This window comes from Pseudomonas sp. A125 (assembly GCF_055409485.1).
In genome coordinates, this window is the sequence record NZ_JBUZVP010000015.1 from 1 (window position 1) to 21,493 (window position 21,493).

Below are 21,493 nucleotides of genomic sequence, written 5' to 3' on the forward strand. Positions count from 1 at the left end.
GTCCAGCCAGTCATGGATATCATGTGCACTGGTCACGTCCGATGCAAACGCCTGGTCAAGTCGAATGCAAATGGGTGGTCAAGTCCATGCAATTACTCATATCGCCGCTTTGGGAAGGTGTTTGGTATCGACGGGCGCTATCTCGGTTCTAAAGTTGGAGAATGTCTGGTGTACCGCCATTGCGGCCAGCATCGGGATATCAATAGCAGATCAACGCTAGGTGATGAGGTTTTCATGAGCACTCCAATCACACTGTCTGTGGGCGATATTGATCTCACTTATAATACGGGCTACATGGGTATGGACCACGGTATGCTCTATCAGGAGAGCGACCGCCGGTTCCGCCGTCACGGCAATATTGATTACGACTACGCCCATAGCCCTGAAGGCCTTCACCAAATGGAGTTATGTTTTTGCCGAACTCTTGGTTCCATGGTGTCACGGCTGGAGCTACTCGGGTACACAATGGGATCAGTCAAATCGGAGTATGAAAAGCAGGTCGTGCTCGACCGCGACCAGTTCGCCGAGTATGAACCCACCGAAGTACGGCCCGAGCGTTTGACGTTCGAACAGTTTGTCGACTTCATCAAGGCGCATGCTTTGAGGGACCTTAAAAATGAGTATGTAGACGGCTATGATGCTGAGCATGCGCAGGGACAAGGCCGCTTCGCCGCTGATCCAGCGGTTTCGCTATTGCCGAGCGGGGTTTTTGACCGCGACATCGGAGGTTATTCCGAGCGCCGCCACTTCGGCTCTCTGATCGGCTTCTTGAGCCCGTATTCAACCCTTCGGGTCGTTGCTGAAAATCCTGCCAACCTGAACGAAGACGTTGTCTGGGATTACGGCATCTTCGTTGATGCCGGCTGGGCAAGAAACGAGGATTTCGTCGGCAGCGCGCGTCGAACCCAGACTTATTTGATCGCGACTGAAGGCACATCTGATACTCACATTTTGAAGCGCGGCCTATCGCTGCTAAGGCCAGATATCGAGGATTTTTTCCGCTTCATCGATATCGAAGAGCGTCACCCTTTCTCCGGCACTGGAAATCTTTCGAAATTCGCTGAAGGGTTGGTAAAAATTGACGTTCACAATCGTGTGATCTTCCTGTTAGACAACGATGCCGAAGGCATTGATACCTACCGAAGCCTCCTTCAACGCTTCAAATTCCCAGTAAACATGAGAGTGATGGTGCTACCCGACCTGGATGAGCTGCGCGATTTCCCGGCCAACGGGCCTAGTGGGGTTGCGAATGCTGATATCAACGGCTGCGCGGCGGCTATCGAGTGTTACCTCGACCTCAGGTTGGAGGGCCGTCCATCACCGCAGGTCACTTGGACGAATTACAAGGAGTCGCTGGATATTTACCAAGGCTCGCTCGACTACAAAGATAGCTACGCGAAGGCGTTTTATAAGATCACCCCTGAAACTATTGAATCAGGTGCCTATGATGCGAGTAAGTTACAAATTGTGATAGCGGCGCTTCTCGAACAGTGCAGTGGCATAGCTGCAGAGATGCTCGATTCTTAGCCGCAGGTGTTATCGCCAGCACAGCATTGACCCAGTTGCTGAAACCATACTGATCCAAGCTTCTACCTTATGAACCGCTACCAGTGCTGGTTTTTTGCGGATTGCTGTTGGAACATCATGGCATCGGCCAATGGGTCAATTCGACGCCAGCGCCAACAGCAAGACCTTCGCAAGCGTGTTCGTGCACGGTCTGCGGAAAGGGTGGGTGACCACGTCTTTGGACCTGCACTTGCTTGAGCGGATCCTGCCTGGGGCCTAACCGCGGATGACCCACCGCTCTGCGAATCTAAAAACCATGTCGTTCGTCTGCTTGGCAAGAGCTAAAGGCATCTCTCCAGGGATGACGATTGGTTGTTTATTGTCGATGTTGGGAAGAAACATTGCCGCGAGCGTCGGCGTGATAACCATAACCGCGACTGCAGAATCATGCCGGCCGATGTCATAAGCAAAGCTTGCATGGCCGGTCCCACCAGCGACTGGGAAGCAGGGCCAATCACCTGTGTCCAATCTGCGATTGGGCGAGTGCATCAGTACAACGTGGAGGTTTCGAAAGCGGTCCAATAGCGTAGAGTCAAACGCCTGCTGGCCAAAAAAATAGGGAGAAGTGAGGCTCTCTAGTGCTTCCTTAGCTGCTTCGGAGTTGTCATCAGCAAGCTCCCGCTTCATTTGTGCAAGCGCCGCCGGAGTACGGAAATATGCCGTAGCAGCAAAATCTTTCAGCGCGCTCAGAGAGTCTGGAAGGCCCATTAAAGCGCTTGCCAGCGTCCGCGCTACAGGTTGCCCATCTGCGATAGCGTTGCCCTGCACGAACGTAAGAAAGTCGCGCACTCGTCCAAACGCTCCTTCGGAATCACAAAATTTTTTTTCAAGTTCATTCGTAGGAGGGTTGGCCGGGTCCTCGTAGTAATATCTTTCCAAGCAGATCGCCTCAGGCTGAGGGTGGATTCTCTGTCCCCCTGCTTTAGCATCAACTGCCAGATTTCCATTTGAATCAGCCCACGCACGAAGATAGACCCGAGGCACATAGTGCTGCCGAACGGTTAATTGCATTGAAAACTCCTTTTTATCAGACAAATGTCAGTTTGGGACGATGAGCTGAGGATGTTATCGCCAGCATAGGGTTGCTGTAGACCCGGAACGCATCAACGACGGCGTGTCCGGTGAGCCTTCAGCGAAGTACCTAAGGCTGTTCGAGCTTTAAGGCCAGCATATTCGCCCTTGTCGCTATACGCCGGGCTATTGGATTATGAGGTTCGTCTTGGACACAGCGTCGCCAGCGAAGGCCACCCGATCAGCCGGTTTCGTCACCGCACTCATCAGGGTACCTATGTCCAGACCGGGCGATGCAAGCTGGGTGCCTGAAAGATGAGTGCTGATGTACACCAGGTCCGCCATCCTAAGGCGCGTGCTAAATCACGGTTGACGCTAGTTTGCCCTGCTAGATCGGATAGTACTGGGCTTGCTGTGAGTGATGCTGTTTCTTAACCCAGGCCATCCTAACGTTCGTCACTGCTGAATACGTAATCCGGTTGCATCGTGTTTGCGCTTCAGAGCTACATCAATATCCGCAACGAACCTTTCGGGCGTCATCGCTAGAGTTTTCCCCGTCAACCGGTGCACAGCGACTACAGTTTCCGCCCGAACGGCTTGATTGCTGGTGAGCTGAACTGCACGTACCAAATTGGATGGCTCGGAAAAGTCGCTCAGCATTTTGGAGAGAGCTCCGAGCTCTCGCTCCATGCTCGTGATAGCAGCCACGTTATTGAGAGTGGCCTCAGCGTGATCGATTTCAGCGTTAGTCAGATGATCTTTGGCAGGGATGAGTTCGAGCTGTTTACGGTAGTCTGATATCTGCCCGGCGTACGTTTGATAGTCCAGTTCAAGCCATGCTCCCAACCCGTTGAGCTTGCCGTAGGAACTCGGGTACCAGGTTCTCTCGACAACCTTCTTTCCATTATAGGTACCTGTCTTGGTTATCTGATATTCCCAGACCACCTCCAGCCTATTCGTCTTCCAGCGGTCGATTAATTTATGCCAAATCTGCCGGGGGAGTGTGTTGTACAACTCAGTGATTCGCGCTTGCAAATCCCTGTGTTGCATGTGAAGGGCTTTGCCCTGCTCTACGTAGGATTGCCGCTTCTTGAGCAGGGATTCCACCTTACGACGGCGGATTGATTGCCGCTGGTTCGTGTCAAGCTGCTTGAAGCCTGCTTTGACCGATTCATCATCCAGGCTGAGGTACTTGTGAGCGCAGCAATGGCCGATCAGGACCACGGAACCATCGGTACAACCAACGACGTAACCTTTTTGGTGCTGCTGAGCACATCGTTTACCAAGCTTTTCATACTGGCAGCTTGCTTCAGGTTGATAGAGTTTATAAGGCCACACTCCGTGGCTGAAATTCTCTTTCTTAAGCAGCAGATCTAGGGCGATTTCGAAGTGACCTTGGATGTCAGCGAAAGTCTTGAATTCCATGAAGTCGGTTGATGGCATCAATTGCTCCAATCTGGTTAAAGCGGGAGAAGATGGGACGCGCAGGTTGATCTGTATGTATAAACAGTATAGGGCGCATAGATCTTCGATGGAAGGCTTCGTGCCATCACTTCATATTGGGGTAAGGGTCTTGTGGGACGGAGTCTGGCCACGCACAAGGCCAGGACGGTCAGCCGACAGTACGGGGTTCGCCCTTGATGATCCGATTGGCGCCGGTTTGTACCGCACGGACGTACCGACACTGGCATAGCCTTTCGAGATGCTCTGTTCCTCAGAGAACGGGGCAGCTATCACCTGTCTGCCAAGATGGCCAGTAGAACGTGGTCGCAGGCGGCCCCACGACCGTTGAGAAGCTAGCGCAGTGCTCATGGGGCCGGTTAGCACGCAACGGATCGTTTCCCAGGAGGTGGTGTAACTCATGATCGCTGCGCCCGTTTATCGCTACGAAGCGATCCAGCAAACAACTAATTCGACCGTCCAGAGAGGGTTAGATACTCTCAGGCAAGCCAAAGAACATTTTGACTTACCTCTAGAGCGGTAGTTTCAGGTCAAAAAAATTGCGTTATGCCCCCATTTTTGCCCCCAATCGCAGCCAATATGCGAGCGATTGCGAATGGCAATTTCTGACAGAAAACCAAGGTGGAGCTGGGTGGCGTTCAGTGTGCGTCCATCCACCATGAGGGGGATTGGCGGTTAAGGCTGACATCGGTTAAGGCTGACATATAGCAGGGCGTGGTTCGGCTCCAGCGTTGGCATCACTACGTGCCAGATCGAGCACCACAATTTTTACACGCCCTTGTGCGAACGCCTGGCAACGCTCTTCAAGCATCTTCGACATTTCCTCCGCAGAGGATGGACGACGCAAATGAACACGAATACTCCGGTAGCCAAGGAGGAACTGCAAAAACTCTCTATATCAATGCGCTCTGAGATGGCTATATTGTCCATGTCCGAAAGTAATACGACGATGTCATAACAGGGAGAAGTGGTAGACATGGCTCCAGCTCCAACGGCTAATGACATTGCGGTGCGTGAGGTGCTTGAGAAACTCGAGTCCGATTTCGCTCCGGCTGCCAACGCGGTCGCGAATGGCGAATTTGCGCTATGGGTAGGTTCAGGGATTTCAAGGCGAGCTCCAAACCTCGGTAACCTCATAGAACGAGCATTCGATTATATTCGAGAGAGGGCAGTTGCAGTTGGGACTGCCGCTGCGTACTTGCCCGCACTTGAAGAAGCCCTCGGGCTTGCTGAGATAGAGCCCGCGACAGTTCAGGCGCAGTACGTACAACCGCTCGCGTCTTGGCCAGAGCATGACAGCATCATTGACCGGCTCTGGAACAAGTACGCGCGTGTTCTTGACATTCGTATCGTGGGAACGAACGCTGACTTTATCCTGTGGGATGCGATCAATATCAGGCTGGCCTTCCAAGATCCCGCGCCGCCTGCCGCCGAACATCTTTGTATTGCGATACTAATTCTAGAGGGGGCAGTACAGTCGGTCGCCTCGGCGAATTGGGACGGATTTATAGAGGCCGCGGTCGATCGTTTGAGCAATCGTGTTCCTGGTGTGCTGCAGGTGGTCGTTGACCCCGACCAGCTTAGGGGGCCTGCCGGGCGGGCACGATTGCTGAAGTTTCATGGCTGCATTGTGCATGCTTCGCGTGAGCCATTAGTTTTTCGCCGATTCTTAACCGGAAGCTACACCCAGATAATGGATTGGCCGGAGAAGCCTGAGTTCTTAGCTATGTGCAATGCTGTCGTCGGGCTTGCAACAGCTCAAAAAACGCTCGTGCTCGGACTATCGATCCAAGACAACAATCTCCAGACTCTTTTCGCGCGAGCCAAGGCGGCGCATGCATGGCCTTGGCCGTGTGCGCCGGCTGCTCCAGCGCATATTTTCTGTGAGGATAAGATCCAGCAGGGACAGCGAGATGTGTTACGCCTCTCTTATGGTGAGGTATACAACGAAAATGCCGCTGCCATTCATGAAGCTACGCTGCTGCGCGCCTGGGGTGAAAAGGTATTAATCGCGCTAGTTCTTAAGGTCCTCGGCGATAAGATCACTGCATTAATGCAGCTTGCTCTTACCGAAATCGGTAAAGGCCTGGTTGCAAGCGAACTCGAGTCTTTCCTGAAGTCGTTACGAGATGACATAGCAGAGCTTGCAGTTCCCACTCCTGGGGATTGGAACCGGACTGACGTTGTAAACCAAGCTGTCAGGCAATGGTCCCGTATGCTCTCTTTGTTTCGAAGTGGCCGCCTACCTTCAAGCGCGGACGCTTACGAGACGTTAAGCAACTCAACTCTCAACCTCATCGCCACTGACCAGAACGCCAAAGCTATGGGTTTGGGACGTCTTGGGGTCGCCTTGTCGCTGTTGCAATATGGGCGAGAAACGGGGCTTTGGGATATTTATAAACCCGCGGATGAAGATCTGAAGTCAGGGGCAATATCTGCGTGCGCATTACGTCCTGACGGAATAAATCGACCAATTTTTGTCGTGAAGTCGGCCACTGAGGCGATCGCTTTAAAAATGAACGGTGGATTCGCCGACAACAATGCAATCATCCTACATGCTGACGATGCCTGGTATCAGATGGGCGGGAACGGAGGGAGTGCGAGACGCGTCCGTGCTGCTCCGGGACGAACCGGACGCATTGGCGAAACGCATGTCAGCCTCGGTAATCTACTCGCGAACTGTGGTGATGCCGCGACATTACAGCAGGAGTTTGTTAAGGAGATGATGCTGTGAGTGTTGCACCTATCATACATGCGATTCAGGAGCGACTTCACGGCGCTGATTACACTGACTTGACGATCCCTTTCAAGGTTGCTGGTGTGGAGTTCGCGTTCACCGCTGCGATGCGTGGCCACGATGGTAGGGCGCTAGATCTAGTGCTAGTGGTCGACACAACAACGGGGGGGCACGGTGACCGCGAAGGCGCAAGTGTCAAACAACGTGTCGAAGCGTTAAGTCGCGCGCTCGACGTAACCGGCTCACGTTATGTGGTGACGGTAGTCCTTGCAGGTGCAGTGCTGGTGGAGGGGATTGAGGCTCTGTCTGAAATCTGCCGTGTACTGCATGTCGAAGGAGTCTCACTTGATGATCAAGGGAGGCCGACAGGCGAGGCTGCGCAACGCCAGTTGGACGATTGTATACGTGTGCTACTACCGCTTACGCTTCCTGCTCCGATAGGACAATCCCCAACTGGTAATGGCCCTGCCTTAGAACAGCTTATTCTTGCGCTTTCCGCAAACACTAATAGCGAACTAATAGATGCTGTTATCGCCGCATCAACAGACGGAGAGCAAGCGGTGATCGATACCATTTCACAGGTGATCAGCGGTGCCTTCCAATCCGATCTGGGAGCGAAGCAGTCTTGAGCGATTTCATTCTTAAAAGCCTCGACATCAACAATTTCCGAAGCATCCGCGGAAAGATTCATGCACCGCTTGACGCCAAGGTTGTGCTTATCCATGGTGAAAACGGTGCGGGAAAGACGAGCATTCTTTCAGCTATCGAACTCGCCCTGACAGGGAAGGTTCATTCGCTGGAGCGCGCTGATCCCAGCTATGAGAAGCAACTACTTCATCGATCAGCTTCTGAGGGCAGTGTTCTGTTGCGGGCCATCAGCGGAATATTAGAACAAAGTTTCAACGCTACTCTCAATGTAACCGGTGCGCAGTCCATCAACGCGCTTGACAATATGCGTGCGACATTCTTCCGCGAGCGGGCATTCCTACCGCAGGCTCTGCTTGGTCAGTTGCTTCAGATCTATCAAGAAGCGGGGCACGATGCGACATCCCCTCTAGCTCAATTTGTAGCCAAACTTCTAGGACTGGATCGCCTTGACGCGCTCGAAGCTGGGCTAAAGCCGCTTGCAGATGTGCGCAACGTCCGCAAAAGTGTGGAAGGCTGGCTTACTGCGGAAAATGAAAAATTACGCCTAGATCGCCTGCTCACCGAACAACGCAAGGCACACTCAGTTTTAAACGAGCAAGTTCAAACCGTGGCTGATGAGATTGCAATCCTCTGTGCGGAGTTGGAATTATCCGTGGAGGTGCGGGAAGAAACACTCGATGAAGTTGCCACTAGCCTTTCAGATGACAAAGACGCGGATGCTTTTTCACTACTGACGGACCAGCAACGAAAACTAGCTTCCATTCGGCGTGAAATTGAGGGGGCGCAGGCTGCAACCGGAACCACCGTGGACCTCATTACTATTGGCGCGGATGAAGCCAGTGAGGAGTTTTCGCATTGGGAAGCGACATATGGAGATCAAGTCAAATCTCTACGCAGTCGTGTCGAAGAGGTGTTATCAAATATTTCGCTTCCAAGCGACCCGGAGCAATTCGCAGAAACGGCACTGGTGCGATTAAGCACTGAGCAGCAGCATGTTTCTGAACGTGTTACTCAAGCACGGACTGATATTGCAGGGCGCGCGAAAGCGCAAGATGAACGTGATGTGGCTCTGCGCCAGAGGAACACGATAGATGAAGAAGTCGTTCTTTTATCCAGTAGTGCTGGCAGCCTGGCGGCGGCGCTTTCGGAGCTGACATCATTTATTGCTGATGATACGTGTCCAGTTTGCGATCGAAATTTCACCGAAACGGGCTTGGCTCCGTTAAGCGAACATGTCCATGACAAGGTTCGAAGTTTATCTGCATCGGCAGAGCGATTACTGACACTCGGACGTGCGCGCAGTGAAATGCAAGTCGTCATTGAGCGACTGGAGCGAGACATTGAGACGATTGCGGCGCGCAGTCCTGAAGAGAGTGACCTAGCTAACCTTGACCGGCGGCTAGCTGTTATCAATGTTCTGATCAGCGAACTCAAGAGTATTTTCGACGCATTGCAGTTGGGTGGAAAATTACGCGCGGCCGATGTCGCCGCGCGTCGTTCAGTGAGCGACGCCCAGATCCGCGATGTTTCTCTAGTCGCAGCGCACGACATTTTGAATGATTTTGCGCTTTCAATTCGCGCACCTGAGTTAGGTGAAGGAGAGTCCTTCGAGGCCGGAGCGACTAGGTTGGAATCGCTTTTGGCTACCCAGGCGGCGCGATTTGAAAAGCGTCTTTCATTGCGGCGAAAGGCTGCCGATCTAATCGCTACGATTCGCGCCGCGATTAGGCAACGATTAGAAGTGGATGCAAGGATTTCTGCCGATGACGAATCTTGGAAATTCGCTAACGTTGCCCTCGAGCGGGCGCAAGTCCTACGCGAGCAGGGCAACACGATCCGTAGTGCCGTTGATAAGGTGCGTTCCGCAATTATTCGTCGGGAATTCAATGATCGGCTCAACCTTGTGTGGCGCGATCTCTTTGTACGCTTGGCGCCAGGCGAACCATTTGTACCGGCATTTCGCATTCCAGAATCATCCACTCAGAGGCTCCAGCCTAAATTAATTACTGAGCATAGAGATGGAGGCGAAGCCGGTGGGACACCAGGTGCAATGCTGAGCGCAGGTAATCTTAATACCGGAGCCCTCTCGTTGTTTATCGCCTTGCATCTATCAGTCCCGCGTGATCTACCGTGCCTCATTCTCGATGACCCGGTGCAATCGATGGACGACGTGCATATCGCCCACTTCGCGGCACTTCTGAAGACCTTGTCAAAGGAACATGGTCGGCAGGTTGTAATAGCTGTCCATGACCGCCAACTCTTCGAGTACCTCAAACTAGAGCTCAGTCCTGCATTCCCCGAGGATAGCCTCCTGACACTTGAGCTATCACGAGGTCCTCGTCGAGATAGCGTGTGCATCTCGGAGCGGTTCTCGTTCAAGCAAGAGACTGCGCTTCATGCTGTCGGTTAATTCTCGATCTCTCAAAGAGGTGCTGACGCGCCTCCCAACGCAACGTGCGAGTGAGATTGCGAAGTTTCTGCCATATAAGATGGTGACCTGCCTGCTATTTTTTGTGGACGATTAGGTGATCCGAACCTGCTGAAGAGAGAGCGCTAGCCGCTGTGATCCAGCGGCTTGCTGATAAACATTATCCTCTCTGCCAAGACCAGGCTGAAGGATTGCTCCGCATACTTGATACCTTGATTGTATCCGTCCGGCCAACTCACCTTCCGAACTCCAGCATTAAGGACGATGGTGTCCGCGTATTTTTAAGCGGACGCGATAGCCCTTATCGCCGGGATTTCCATGCGCCAACGAAGCTCTTACCCCAAACCGTTCAAGGCCCAGGTTGTTCAGGAGTGCCTGCAACCCGGTGCGACCGTTTCCAGCGTTGCCATCCGCCACGGCATCAATGCCAACGTCATTCGCAAGTGGCTACCGCTTTATCGAGATCAACTGCCAGCGGCGTTGCCGGCGTTCGTTCCTGCGAGAGTTACGCCAAAACGACCAGTTGAACCAGCTGTGATTATCGAGCTACCGCTGGGCGAGCAATCGATCACAGTGAAATGGCCAGCTTCCGATCCTGAAGGATGCGCCCGCTTTGTCCGGGGGCTCGCCCAGTGATCCGTATCGATAGTATCTGGCTCGCCACCGAACCCATGGATATGCGCGCGGGCACTGAAACCGCGTTGGCCCGCGTGGTGGCGGTGTTCGGTGCGGCGAAGCCGCACTGCGCCTATCTGTTCGCCAATCGCCGCGCCAACCGCATGAAAGTCCTGGTGCATGACGGCGTGGGTATCTGGCTGGCCGCGCGGCGATTGAACCAGGGCAAGTTTCACTGGCCAGGCATCCGCCACGGCTCGGAAGTTGAACTCGACACCGAGCAACTTCAGGCGTTGGTACTGGGGCTGCCCTGGCAGCGGGTCGGTGCGGGCGGCGCGATCACAGTGCTGTAGCACCGGCCATTAGCCCATCGGTGTATCTGCGCAGAGCGTCTGCTCTGGCACAATCAGCAGCATGAACTCCTCGCCCAATCTCGACCAACTGACAGCTGAGCAACTGCGCACACTGGCCGCGCAGTTGCTGACGCAGGTCGACGTGATGGGCAAGAAAATCCACCGTGATCAAACCATCATTGAGCAGCTCACACACGAAATCGCTTGGTACAAACGGCACAAGTTTGCCAAGCGTAGCGAGCAACTGAGCCCTGACCAGGGTAGCTTGCTGGACGACCTGCTCGACACTGACATCGCCGCCATCGAGGCGGAGCTGAAAGCTGTCAATCCCCCGGTTGCTCCAGCCGAACCCCGCCAACAGCCCAAGCGCACACCGCTGCCGGCACAATTTCCGCGCACCGTGATCCGCCACGAACCGGAGAACACCCAATGCGCCTGCGGCTGCCAGCTGCAACGCATCGGTGAAGACATCAGCGAAAAGCTGGATTACACGCCGGGCGTTTTCACCGTCGAACAGCATGTGCGTGGGAAATGGGCCTGTCGCCAGTGCGAAACACTGATCCAGGCCCCCGTGCCGGCCCAGGTGATCGACAAGGGCATCCCCACCGCCGGCCTTCTGGCTCACGTGATGGTGGCCAAATTCGCCGACCACTTGCCGCTATATCGGCAAGAGAAAATCTTTGGCCGTGCCGGCCTGGCCATCGCTCGCTCGACACTGGCGCAGTGGGTCGGACAAACCGGCGTGCAGCTCCAGCCGCTAGTCGATGCCCTGCGCGAAGCCGTGCTGGGCCAACGCGTGATCCACGCTGACGAAACCCCGGTGCAAATGCTCACCCCAGGCGAGAAGAAAACCCATCGGGCTTACGTCTGGGCCTACAGCACCACACCCTTCGCCGATCTGAAGGCCGTGGTGTATGACTTCAGTCCCAGCCGTGCCGGCGAGCATGCGCGCAATTTTCTTGGTCAGTGGAATGGCAAGCTGGTCTGCGACGACTTCGCTGGCTACAAGGCCAGCTTCGAGCAAGGCATTACCGAAATCGGCTGCATGGCCCACGCCCGCCGCAAGTTCTTCGATCTGCACGCTGCAAACAAAAGCCAGTTGGCCGAACAAGCACTGCACGCGATGGGCAGCCTGTACGAAATCGAACGGCAAGCACGGGACATGAGCGATGAAGAACGCTGGCGAATACGACAGGAAAAGGCTTCACCGATCCTCGATACACTGCATGACTGGATACTGGCCCAGCGTGATCTTGTGCCCAACGGATCGGCCACGGCGAAAGCCTTGGATTACAGCCTTAAACGCTGGCAGGCACTGACTCGCTATGTCGAGGATGGTGCTGTGCCCATCGACAATAACCAGGTCGAGAACCAGATTCGTCCATGGGCCCTGGGGCGCTCGAACTGGTTGTTTGCCGGGTCGCTACGCAGCGGCAAACGCGCGGCGGCGATCATGAGCCTGATCCAGTCGGCCCGCATGAACGGGCATGATCCGTATGCCTATCTCAAGGACGTGCTGACACGCCTGCCGACGCAACGGGCGAGTGAGGTCGGCCAACTGCTGCCGCATCAGTGGGCGCCTGCCTGAGTCGCGCAAGGTGAGTTCGGCGTACGCTTACCCTTGATTGATCTTGGTGATCGCCGAAGCGCGGCTTTGGAGCAGAGCGAAACGTTCCGAGAAGTGCAGGTCATGGACTGAAAGATCTGTAGGCCTGAATTGTAGGTGGCAAAAAACAGTGGATCTTGGACGTTTTCTTGCCAAAGAAATACCTAAGAAACCAGTCGAGCCTGGGCTATCGATGCTAGGTCGCTAGCCATCATCAAACGCGAGGAAAGGGTTGTTTGGTGGTATCGATGTTAAAAGTGAAGTCGGCTCCCCAATCAGATACCCCTTCAAGGTCGATTTCTTCCTAGGCCCTTGTACTTTGCACACCCAGATGTTCATGCCGTTGTCACGCTTCCTGTGGATCTTCAGTTTTTCGAACTGCTTCTGGACCCAGCGCCACTTTTCAAATTCTTGGTCGGCCCCCTGTGAAATACCAGGACACGCCTGAACATAGCGTTGGAAAAGACCAGGCGTGACCAAGAAAAAGGTACCATCCACCGTGTGAATCTTGGCCTTGCTGTCATTGATGATCAGCTTGTGGCTCTGGATCCCTTCTTTGACCCAATTCAGGAATGCCTGACCGGGGTCTTTCGACGAGGGATTTGAAATTTCGGAAGTGCTTGGTGACGATGAGTCACTGACCTCAGACTCTTCCAAATCGAACATATCCAACAGCGTGCCGAGATAGTCGGCATCCTCCAGCGCCATGGGATCTGGCTGCGATGGGTTTTGAGTTGACTTTGTATTGACAGCCTTGGGGGCTGGTGGTGATACCGGAGCGTCAGTTGTATGGTCATCAGCTGCCACGCTCACCGTTCCGTTGAAGGCCTCGGGCCGGTCTTCGTTCCCCCAGATCAACGCCGGTTGAAGGCGCAGAAAGGTAAAGGTCTGCTCCCAGTTTCCTTGTACGACGAGCGCGGTCCAGATGGCTTTGCCTTCGGCAGTAGACTCGACCAGTCCATGCGACTGGAGTTCGTCGAAGACCGCGATGTTGGATGAGGGAATACCCTCAATCGATTGCGACAGCAGATAGGCTCGCAGCTTGTCGGTGACGGCCTTGCTGACGAGCCAAAGTGCGTCGTGAGTCAACCAACCCGCGGCTCCTGGCTGGTTGAGTTTTAGCTCGTGTTGAACCAGATGACGCAGTCCGCTGATCAAGTGATGTTGCAGCGAATGAATCGGCGCTTGCAGCGCCTTGTTTGGGTTGCCTCCAATATTCTGCGCGGTGGAGACGCGGTCGGCTTGAATCACCAACTCGCCCAGCACGCCGGCGCGCTCGTATTGGCCGGCCAGGACATACAGCAGGCTGGCCCACAGCGATGGAAATCCACTCAGCCAGTCCAAGATTGGTCGGTCAAGAATCTGGGTGTAAAGCAAGCCTGCGGCAGCACCGTGCAAATGATAGTCACGACCCTTGAGGTAACGAAAGCGGTAGGGCCGATCCAGCGGGCCCTGCCAAGGATGCCAAAGACGGCCATCCTGGCGTTCGACCAGCAGGTCCACGGCGATCTTGCCTATATCATGCAGCAGGGCACCATAAGCAATACCCGCCGACCAGGCATCGGTCTGGGCGGCTTGGTCTTCGGGCGCGGCGCCGGTGGGAAGTAGATACGACTGACGCAGTTTCAAACTGCAAGCGACCAGTTCCAGTCCATGGTCGAGCATGCCGCCAAGATAAGCATGGTGGTGCGTCTCGCTGGCCGGGAGTTGTTGGACCAGTTCGGCGTAGCGATGGATCGGATTTAAATAGAGCTGGCTGAACTGCTGATGGGAGAGGGCGGTGTACTGCCAGATGCGATCGAGCAACTGGCGGCGGTGTTCCGCTGCTAACAAGTTATGGGGCAACTCGATGGGCAGGTAACCTTCAGCGACGCTTATGGCTGGTGTCGGAGGGGACTTCTGCCTTTTGTGGCGAAACAGACTGAGCATCGGTGCCTCCCAGGAAATGGTAGGTCAGTGGCCTTTTAGCCTTTTCGGATAGAGCTCTTACCCTTGAGTCCCCATTCCCCTTTCAACCCTTACCCGACCTTTTGGCTTGTGTCCCTTTGTGCCGCAATCGGAATATGGATACTGCTAGGCATCGTTTTGTTGGGGGCTGGTACGAAAAAGACAAGAGTCGGTACACTGCGGTGCGAATTTTCTCGGGGCTTGCCATGAATCTGACTGACGCCACGCTTGTGCTGCTCCTTGCGGCACGTATCCATGGGACAGACGAAGCCGTCAGGGCCTCGGCGAAGAGCGTGGTCAAGAAGTTGCCGCGCAGTAAGCGCGATCTGATCTACAAGGTGATCGACAGCCGGAGACCACTCGAGCTGGTGGATTTTCTGGCGCAGAACCTGGATGCGGAATGACAGGCTGCTGGTGTGCGCGCCTCTCTTGTTCTTTGCGTCAGAGTCCCGCGGCATGGAGCCTTTCTTCTGAGCATAAAAAAGGGCCCAACTCGTGTCAGGCCCTTTGAAGCGTTTGCAACGGTGAGGTATCGATTAAGCTCCATCGTTCATGCAAGGCGAGTCATCCATGATCGCTTGCTTCAGTTGCTGCTCCAAGTTGAGTACATACTCCGATGCGCTTCGGGCGTGACCACTGGCACGAAAGATCGCGCGCTTGTCTGCCTTGAGCAGACCGAGCCAGGAGTCGATGTAGCCCTCGTGCCGAAGCTCTCCCTGTATACCGGAGTAGGCACATAAAAACGCAGCGCCCATTTCGGCGATCAACTCCTCAAACGCGTAGCCTGGCGAGCCAAACGGACAGACTGACGTCACGCCTTCGCGCTGCAACCGAGTGCGATGCCCGGTCCAGTGCGTCAGCTCGTGAAGTGCGGTGGCGTAGTACCCACCTTCATCGTGAAATTGCCCTTTTGTCGGCAGTTGGATGAGATCCCTGATCGGGTGGTAAAAGGCTTCGTCGGCAGATCGATGAACGATGTGTGCCCCCGAACTTAACAGCAGATTTTCCGCAGCACTGTTGGCCTGGAAGGGATCACTCAGTTCCGTCTCGAGCAGGGTTTCATTGAGCGCTTCGAGCCCCTCCGTTTGCTCGACGTTGAACAGAAAATGCGTCCTGAGAATGCCGAAGTGAGCGACCTTGGGCTGACCGTTTTCATCAAGTACGGGTTGGCCTGTCTCGGTCTGTTCCTCGCGCTCCATCGGCTTATAGAGCACTGCTAGGGCGCTGCGCTCACCCTTACGGATGTGCCCGCCGGCCTTTTTGGCTTGGTTGAAGGTCAGCCAACGATCTTGAGTGAATCCCTGCAACCTGGCCTCGGCCCAGAGCAAAGGTAAATTGATGCCCGAGTAGGGGCGACGCGTGATTGCGTTGATGGGGTAGGGTTGGTGATGATTGACGTAAGCTGAGCCACTTGGAGACCAGGGTTTAATCCAGGGGGCAACGCCTTGGTCCAAAGCGGTAACGATCTTGTTAGTCACATCTTGGTAGATATCGCGCATGGCATTTTCCTCGAGAGAAAACGGAGGAACGCCTTACCCGTCGGGGAGGGTTCCCCGGTGGGTGATGGGTTGGATTGATGTAGGACTTGCATGCCGTCTGAGTGTGGATCTGGATGCCGAGTACGGTCGTATGCGTTTAGCGTTGGTGTTCTCCTGCGAGAGCTATCAGCAAGGCGCCAGGTTGGTTTGGCTCGAGGAGCAGGCTAAGGCTCAGTTGCAGCAACGGGTCATCGTGTGGATGACCCATTGGCGCGATGTGGGCTACCTCGAACACCACATAAGGTTCGTGTGGATAGGCCAGGTGAGCCTCGAAGGCTGCGCGCAATACGTTGCTCAGCCGATCGACCTGCAGCCTCTCAGGATGACCTGAGCGCTCGAGCAGTACTACGCGTTGCCACGCGCCAGGAGTGAACACAATGGGCAACCGAAGGGTGTTCAGTATTTCCGGTGTAAGTGAGTCGGACATGGTGTGCCTCCGTTGAAGACGCGAAGAAACCTGTCCCGTTGGGGGAAAGGATTTCCCCGCTGTGGGTTGAAGAAAAACAAGAGGATTTGCCTGGCGAGCAGAGCTCGAAAGGCGCTCAGGAGAGCAGTAGGCGTTCATCACCGTAGAAACGGTGACCGTGCGAGCTACCGAACGCTAATCGCACTTGGGGAGAACCATCACCGAAGTGACGTAGTCTTGAAGGCTCTGGCTACCTGGGAAGATGCTGTCGATAACAGCGATCCGTACCTTGTATTTAGCCGGACGATTTATATGGGTCAATCGCTGTAGAGAAGCTGTTTCACGCGGCTAGTCTTCTGTCTTCCAGTGAAGATTATTCGGCTGGGTAAACTGATAAACGGTCAGGCACGGACCGTTTTCAGTAGTAGGCTGTTATTCCTGTCTCAACCATGAAAACGCTCAGAAGAGGGCGAGACCATGCCAACTCCTAACCCTGTTCAGGTTTCCCGTGCCCACCGCTGGGCATATACCTGTGGCATGTCGGTGAAGCGTGGCTATCGTAAGTTGAAAGCGTTTGAGTCCCGCGTGGCTGAGCGTGCGGTGACGGCAGGTATGCCTGCAGGTAATTTACTCGTTCGCGGGAGCTTTCTGATTGCCAAATTGGCATTGATTGGAGGATTGCTCTTTGTCAGTGCTTGGCTGGTTACTTTCATTGTGATGATGCTGGCTGTCATTACTTTGCTATGGCTCAGGGCTTTTATTGGTGCCGATCACGAAGAGAAAAATCCAGGGCCAGACTACCTAGGTGCCGATCTCTACATCGGTGACTTCGACGACAATGGGCATTATATAGGCGACAGCAAGTCATCTAATTGAGCGCTTAGCAGCACCCAATATTTGATCCGTACCTTTGCTCGCTGAATCACTTGCGGCTTTGCTACCGTTCGCCAACATGCCTTGAATGCCGTTGCCGACTGAATACCCTGCCCAGCTCATGGCCCCTAGAAACAGCATCGGTAGCACGATGAACATCGCCCCCATCACATACTCAATTACCTGCGCCGTGACCGTCCCATCCATAAAACCGGATGTGGGCAGCGATAACAGCAGTTGATTGGAAGCCGAAACTTGATTGTACAAGGTGTCGAGCATGCTGGAGTCGATCCAGCGCGCCAGCTCCCACCAGAAGCTCAGCATGTGCAGCGTGAACAGCGCGAACGTCACGGTCATGACGGTCTTCAACTGGTAGGTACTGACCAGCAGAATTAACGGCAAGCTGATGATGACGCCCATGATTAGGAAAGCCTGCACCATCGGCAGAGCGGCGCGTAACGCATTCATCGCCGGGAAGTTGCTGAAGGAGCCCAGTGCTAACCCGGTATTGGTGGCCAGATTATTGAGCCCCTGATTGATCGAGCCGCCGCGGGCACTGGAGCCATAGTCCTGGTACACCTGTCCGGGCGACATGGACATCGATTGCTGGCGCGGGCTGACCAGCTCACGCAGGGTGGCATCCTCGATCTCGTTGCTCGAACGACCAGTCAACCAACCTTTCAGCTGAGTCAGCAGCGAGGGATCGACCTGCTCGATCAAACGTTCGCGCAACCCAACACCGCTATCACTCCACCACTGCGTGCAGGTGGGGTAGCCTGCGCCATTCTCCAACCTAGGTAAGGAAATATCGCGGCTTTCGTCATACGGCCAACTGACTCGCGGTGTACGTGAGCGATCCGTATCGTAGTAGCCGGGCGTGTCGAGAAAATAGCTTGAGCCGATCCAGGACGCGTCGTGACTTTGTGCCTTGTCCAACTGCGGACGGTTGGTGAACAGACGAGAGCGGGAGTAGCCATAGCAGTCGCGGGTGAAGTCGGCGACTTCTTGCAGCAGGACCTGACTGTCGATGCGCGAACTGTCGATCTCCATGCGCATCTGCCGGATATCCGGTGCACAGGGGATGGCAGCGGTGGCCGCAGCGGTCACCCCTTTACTCAAGGCATGCACCAGAAACCACCAGATCGGTACGTTGGCGGAACGTTCGCCGATGGTATTGAAGGTGGCACTCCAGGCGGTTTCCGCCGGCTTGGCCACACTGACACCGCAGCGCTGGCTCGCCGCATCATCGAACGTCATTGACGAGAGGCTCAACGGAAAGACCGGCGCGCAGCCGAACAACACCACGATGTAGGCCAGCCACAACCGGTTCTCGATCCGCGGCACTGAGAGCAGTCCCTTGTTACCTTCATCCGCGCCTTGCTGACGGGCCGATAGCCATTCTTGCAGGATGATTGCACCAAAGGGCGCGGCGAATAGCCCGGTGTCGGACAGGACGCTCCAGAGGGCGTTGTTGATGATCCATGCCAGCAGTGAGAGGTAAAACTCCAGGTAGCTGTTGGTGCTCATAAGCATGGGGGTGACCTCACAGTCGGGTGAGTTCGACGCAGATAAAGAGCACGAGCCCTAATGTCCCGATGCGTTTCACGCGCAGTCGATTCTGTGGTCGATGTCGGTAGCGTCGAAGCAGGTTCCACCAGAGCGCAAAGAGGGCGGCGTAAAGTAGGGTGCGCCACCACCGCAGGTAAGGTCGTGCGGATCCGAATGCCTGCTGCCAGACCTCGAAACTACCCAGCGCGGTGCAGCCGATCCAGGCGACCAGTGCGGCGGTCAGGATCATCACCGCTGCAATCCCCAGACTCGAAAGCAAAGTGAATAGCAGTGAGCGTTTCATGGCTCATTTGCGCCTGGTGTCAGCATCATTGAGTCGACCCGGCTCAGGGTCGCCTTGCTCGACGGTACGCGAAGCATTGGCACCACCGGCATGCCGATCGAGCACCAGGCTAGCGGTGTTGGTGGCCAGCATCTGCCGGACCTGCAGTTCGGTCTGCAGCAGGCGAATTTCGCGCTCCAGAGCGTCGATGTTTTTCGTCAAGGCGGTTTGGGCCGGTTCGGCGGAAGCGATGTTGGGTTCGTGGCTGCCCGCCAACAGGGTGCGCAGTAGCAGGAGCGCCTTGTCGAGCACGCTGGACAGGGCTGTCTCACTGGCCAGGCGTCGTGCCAGGAGTTCCTGGTCGGGATCGTCGCGCAGCGCTTCGATCACACCACGGGTCACCGGCAGCATCGGGCTGGAGGCTTTCACCAGGTTGTCAGGGGTAGGCGGCAGTGAGCCAGACAGCAGCTCTTGCAAGGCCTTGAGGCGCTCGCTGTAGGCCTCCTGGATCAGCGGCGTTAATCCACTGCCAGCGGTCGCACGCAGGGTTTCGCAGCTGTCGCAGGTCGCGACTTCGCTCTCGCCCAACACGCGAACGGCCCATTCGGATTCCTCTTGGGGCGAAGCCCAGGTCTGGCAAATGGCCCCACCCAAACAGTCGCTACTACTGATCGAAGTGCTGTCATCCACCGTACGGTTGTGCAGCAGGTTATAGCCCGCGCGCACCACGTCGGAAGTCACCCGAATGGGCGTCTGCCCGTTACCTCCGGCCTTTGAGCCGCCGACCCAGGACACCCCATTGTTGCCGTTATGGGCCTCGGTGTTTTTCACCGCGGCCACTGCATCACCGCCGGTTTGCTCCAGGTTGCCCTGCATCTCCTGGTTCTTGGCCAGCGCGCCCCAGCCGGCTTGACCGACCTTGTCCGCCATCTTTTCGGCCATGGCCTGGCAGGTCAGCTTGGAGCGGTCGAAGTCGATACGCCCCTGCATCACCCCGTTACTGAGCAACTCATAGAGTCCCGGGTTGGCGCGCTGGATGATCAACGCCGGCAGCGACATCACCGCCTGGGTCGCGTTCTGCACAATGCTGCCCATGATCTGCTGGAAACCTTCGGTGGCGCCGTTCAGCTGGTTCTGCAGGGTATTGGTGAGGCTCATGTTTCCGCACATCATGTTTGCTCGCCAGGACCCGCCGACACCGAGACCACTGGGCCGGTAGAGCGAACTCGGTGAGCCGACTGCCGAGCCGCCACCAATGGTGTACATCACTCGGTCGTCGAGTACTTCGCCTTGAGTACCCAGGCGGTAATCGCCCTCGGCGGCGTGGGCATGAGTGGCCATGGCGAGCAGTCCACAGAGCAACAGGCTCATCACGACCAACCATGATCGCCCGCAAAGCCGACTCATGATGCACCGCCTTCGAAGTCGATACTGAACAGGAAGGTCTGTCCTTCGCGTTTGCAGCAGCTATAGGGACGCCACAGCGACCAGGCGTAGCCTTCATCCGCACTCTGCACCGGATCGCTGGGGAAGATGCCGCACGTCGGCTGAATCTGAGGGGAAAGCAATTGCCACTTGTGGGTTGAAACGTTGTTTTCAACGATCGGGCCAGGCGGCCAGTAGCCGTCGCGTTTCGCGGGCGTGAGCGGTAAGTACACATGCGGCTGCCCGTTACGGGTAATCACATCGCCGGCCCGTTGCGCCATGACGGCGGCCGCCTTGAAGTCGTCGGGCTGTACCAGAAAACCCTGCCGGGGATAAACGTTGCCCCACATATTTCCCGAGGCCTGACGACCGATTTCACGAACGCCTGATATGAGGGATTCGGGATAGAAGCTTTCCGGGATGCCATGACGCCAGGCCAGTGAATCCAGGGTACTCAGGTAGTAGGGCATGAACGCGGTTGCGCCGCTGACGCAAGCGTAACCGGACTGCGAGGCCAGTTGTGTGGCGGCCCAGCCACCGGGGTGACCGATGCCATCAACGTTTTTGAAGCGAGGCAGATTGTCGCGGCGGGTATTCGGCGTGATCAGGTTACCGCCACCTACCGCACCGCTGATGGGAGAGGAGAGGGTGGCCATCTCGGTCCAGGGGTTATTGCCCGTGGTGGCGTAGCTCGAAACCACGAGTTCAGGAATGAAATGACGCACCTTGGTCGAGGTTTTGACTGTGCAGCCGAAGGGTGTGCAGAGGAGCCAGAAACAAATGCCGACGACTCTGTAGGCGAGGCAATTGGGTGAAAGCACAGAGGACGTGATGCTGCCGGTGTCCAGCGCCATGCTTGGCCCGCACGCCAGCAGGATACTCAGCGCCAAAGGTCGTAGCTTCTGGGGCGCAATTGATGGGCATACGACAGGCATGATCCAGGCTCTTTGGGCTAATGACCTGGACACGTTCAATGATTGAACCTACACCGTCAGTGATAAAGGTGAAGCTGGCGTTGTCGGTTTACAAGGATTTTCAGGGCGACGAG

18 protein-coding genes are annotated in these 21,493 nt (G+C 55.6%); 9 read left to right on the plus strand and 9 right to left on the minus strand.

Annotation, left to right across the window (positions count from 1 at the left end; all coding sequences use genetic code 11):
- Nucleotides 1-234: 234 nt before the first annotated feature.
- A complete protein-coding gene (locus ACZRN6_RS20145) occupies nt 235-1,527 on the plus strand; it encodes a HEPN/Toprim-associated domain-containing protein (RefSeq protein ID WP_464008631.1) in 1,293 nt (430 codons plus the stop codon).
- Between the two features lie 255 nt (nt 1,528-1,782).
- On the opposite strand, the gene ACZRN6_RS20150 is transcribed toward ACZRN6_RS20145, so the two are convergent.
- Together ACZRN6_RS20150 and ACZRN6_RS20155 are read right to left on the minus strand one after the other, a co-directional pair.
- Nucleotides 1,783-2,577, minus strand: coding sequence for a DUF4238 domain-containing protein (locus ACZRN6_RS20150; RefSeq protein ID WP_464008632.1), 795 nt, complete (start codon nt 2,575-2,577; stop codon nt 1,783-1,785).
- A gap of 456 nt (nt 2,578-3,033) precedes the next feature.
- A complete protein-coding gene (locus ACZRN6_RS20155; protein WP_464008633.1) occupies nt 3,034-4,020 on the minus strand; it encodes a hypothetical protein in 987 nt (328 codons plus the stop codon).
- Nucleotides 4,021-5,014: 994 nt separating this feature from the next.
- Between ACZRN6_RS20155 and ACZRN6_RS20160 the strand changes: the two genes are divergently transcribed.
- The 6 genes from ACZRN6_RS20160 to tnpC all read left to right on the plus strand — a co-directional run bounded on the left by ACZRN6_RS20160 (nt 5,015) and on the right by tnpC (nt 12,407).
- The gene (locus ACZRN6_RS20160; protein WP_464008634.1) at nt 5,015-6,772 is read left to right on the plus strand and encodes an SIR2 family protein; all 1,758 of its coding nucleotides are present in this window, start codon (nt 5,015-5,017) and stop codon (nt 6,770-6,772) included.
- Nucleotides 6,769-7,404 (plus strand): hypothetical protein, encoded by a 636-nt coding sequence (locus ACZRN6_RS20165; protein ID WP_464008635.1) that lies wholly within the window; start codon nt 6,769-6,771, stop codon nt 7,402-7,404. Before ACZRN6_RS20160 ends, ACZRN6_RS20165 begins: the two co-directional genes overlap by 4 nt.
- Nucleotides 7,401-9,833 carry an AAA family ATPase gene (locus ACZRN6_RS20170; protein WP_464008636.1) on the plus strand — a complete coding sequence of 811 codons (2,433 nt, stop codon included), beginning with the start codon at nt 7,401-7,403 and terminating at the stop codon, nt 9,831-9,833. Before ACZRN6_RS20165 ends, ACZRN6_RS20170 begins: the two co-directional genes overlap by 4 nt.
- A 336-nt stretch (nt 9,834-10,169) precedes the next feature.
- Complete coding sequence (tnpA, locus tag ACZRN6_RS20175; RefSeq protein WP_003282986.1) at nt 10,170-10,487, plus strand: IS66-like element accessory protein TnpA; 318 nt, start codon at nt 10,170-10,172, stop codon at nt 10,485-10,487.
- Nucleotides 10,484-10,819 carry an IS66 family insertion sequence element accessory protein TnpB gene (tnpB, locus tag ACZRN6_RS20180; RefSeq protein ID WP_003282984.1) on the plus strand — a complete coding sequence of 112 codons (336 nt, stop codon included), beginning with the start codon at nt 10,484-10,486 and terminating at the stop codon, nt 10,817-10,819. Before tnpA ends, tnpB begins: the two co-directional genes overlap by 4 nt.
- 61 nt (nt 10,820-10,880) lie before the next feature.
- Nucleotides 10,881-12,407: an IS66 family transposase gene (tnpC, locus tag ACZRN6_RS20185; RefSeq protein ID WP_034128273.1), complete on the plus strand. Its 1,527-nt coding sequence runs from the start codon at nt 10,881-10,883 to the stop codon at nt 12,405-12,407.
- A 222-nt stretch (nt 12,408-12,629) separates the two neighbouring features.
- Here the strand turns inward: tnpC and mobH are convergent, their stop codons facing one another.
- A complete protein-coding gene (gene mobH, locus ACZRN6_RS20190) occupies nt 12,630-14,354 on the minus strand; it encodes a MobH family relaxase (protein WP_464008637.1) in 1,725 nt (574 codons plus the stop codon).
- A gap of 224 nt (nt 14,355-14,578) precedes the next feature.
- Between mobH and ACZRN6_RS20195 the strand changes: the two genes are divergently transcribed.
- On the plus strand, nt 14,579-14,776 hold the full coding sequence (locus ACZRN6_RS20195) for a DUF7740 domain-containing protein (RefSeq protein WP_032830353.1): 198 nt from the start codon (nt 14,579-14,581) through the stop codon (nt 14,774-14,776).
- 132 nt (nt 14,777-14,908) lie between these two features.
- Here ACZRN6_RS20195 and ACZRN6_RS20200 read toward each other — a convergent pair whose 3' ends face one another.
- Together ACZRN6_RS20200 and ACZRN6_RS20205 are read right to left on the minus strand one after the other, a co-directional pair.
- Nucleotides 14,909-15,871 (minus strand): ArdC family protein, encoded by a 963-nt coding sequence (locus ACZRN6_RS20200; protein ID WP_464008638.1) that lies wholly within the window; start codon nt 15,869-15,871, stop codon nt 14,909-14,911.
- A 136-nt stretch (nt 15,872-16,007) separates the two neighbouring features.
- Nucleotides 16,008-16,337 (minus strand): hypothetical protein, encoded by a 330-nt coding sequence (locus ACZRN6_RS20205; RefSeq protein ID WP_464008639.1) that lies wholly within the window; start codon nt 16,335-16,337, stop codon nt 16,008-16,010.
- 456 nt (nt 16,338-16,793) lie between these two features.
- Between ACZRN6_RS20205 and ACZRN6_RS20210 the strand changes: the two genes are divergently transcribed.
- Nucleotides 16,794-17,192 (plus strand): DUF3742 family protein, encoded by a 399-nt coding sequence (locus ACZRN6_RS20210; protein WP_154946747.1) that lies wholly within the window; start codon nt 16,794-16,796, stop codon nt 17,190-17,192.
- Here ACZRN6_RS20210 and ACZRN6_RS20215 read toward each other — a convergent pair.
- Genes ACZRN6_RS20215 through ACZRN6_RS20230 form a run of 4 tightly spaced genes read right to left on the minus strand, consistent with a single transcriptional unit; the run spans nt 17,181 to nt 21,380 of the window.
- Nucleotides 17,181-18,722, minus strand: a complete 1,542-nt coding sequence (locus ACZRN6_RS20215) for a conjugal transfer protein TraG N-terminal domain-containing protein (RefSeq protein ID WP_464008640.1) — start codon at nt 18,720-18,722, stop codon at nt 17,181-17,183. The genes ACZRN6_RS20210 and ACZRN6_RS20215 overlap by 12 nt on opposite strands.
- A gap of 10 nt (nt 18,723-18,732) precedes the next feature.
- Nucleotides 18,733-19,041, minus strand: coding sequence for a hypothetical protein (locus ACZRN6_RS20220; RefSeq protein ID WP_464008641.1), 309 nt, complete (start codon nt 19,039-19,041; stop codon nt 18,733-18,735).
- A gap of 3 nt (nt 19,042-19,044) precedes the next feature.
- Nucleotides 19,045-20,427 carry an integrating conjugative element protein gene (locus ACZRN6_RS20225; protein ID WP_464008642.1) on the minus strand — a complete coding sequence of 461 codons (1,383 nt, stop codon included), beginning with the start codon at nt 20,425-20,427 and terminating at the stop codon, nt 19,045-19,047.
- Nucleotides 20,424-21,380, minus strand: coding sequence for a TIGR03756 family integrating conjugative element protein (locus tag ACZRN6_RS20230; RefSeq protein ID WP_464008643.1), 957 nt, complete (start codon nt 21,378-21,380; stop codon nt 20,424-20,426). The genes ACZRN6_RS20225 and ACZRN6_RS20230 overlap by 4 nt, the downstream gene beginning before the upstream one ends.
- Nucleotides 21,381-21,493 lie beyond the last annotated feature (113 nt).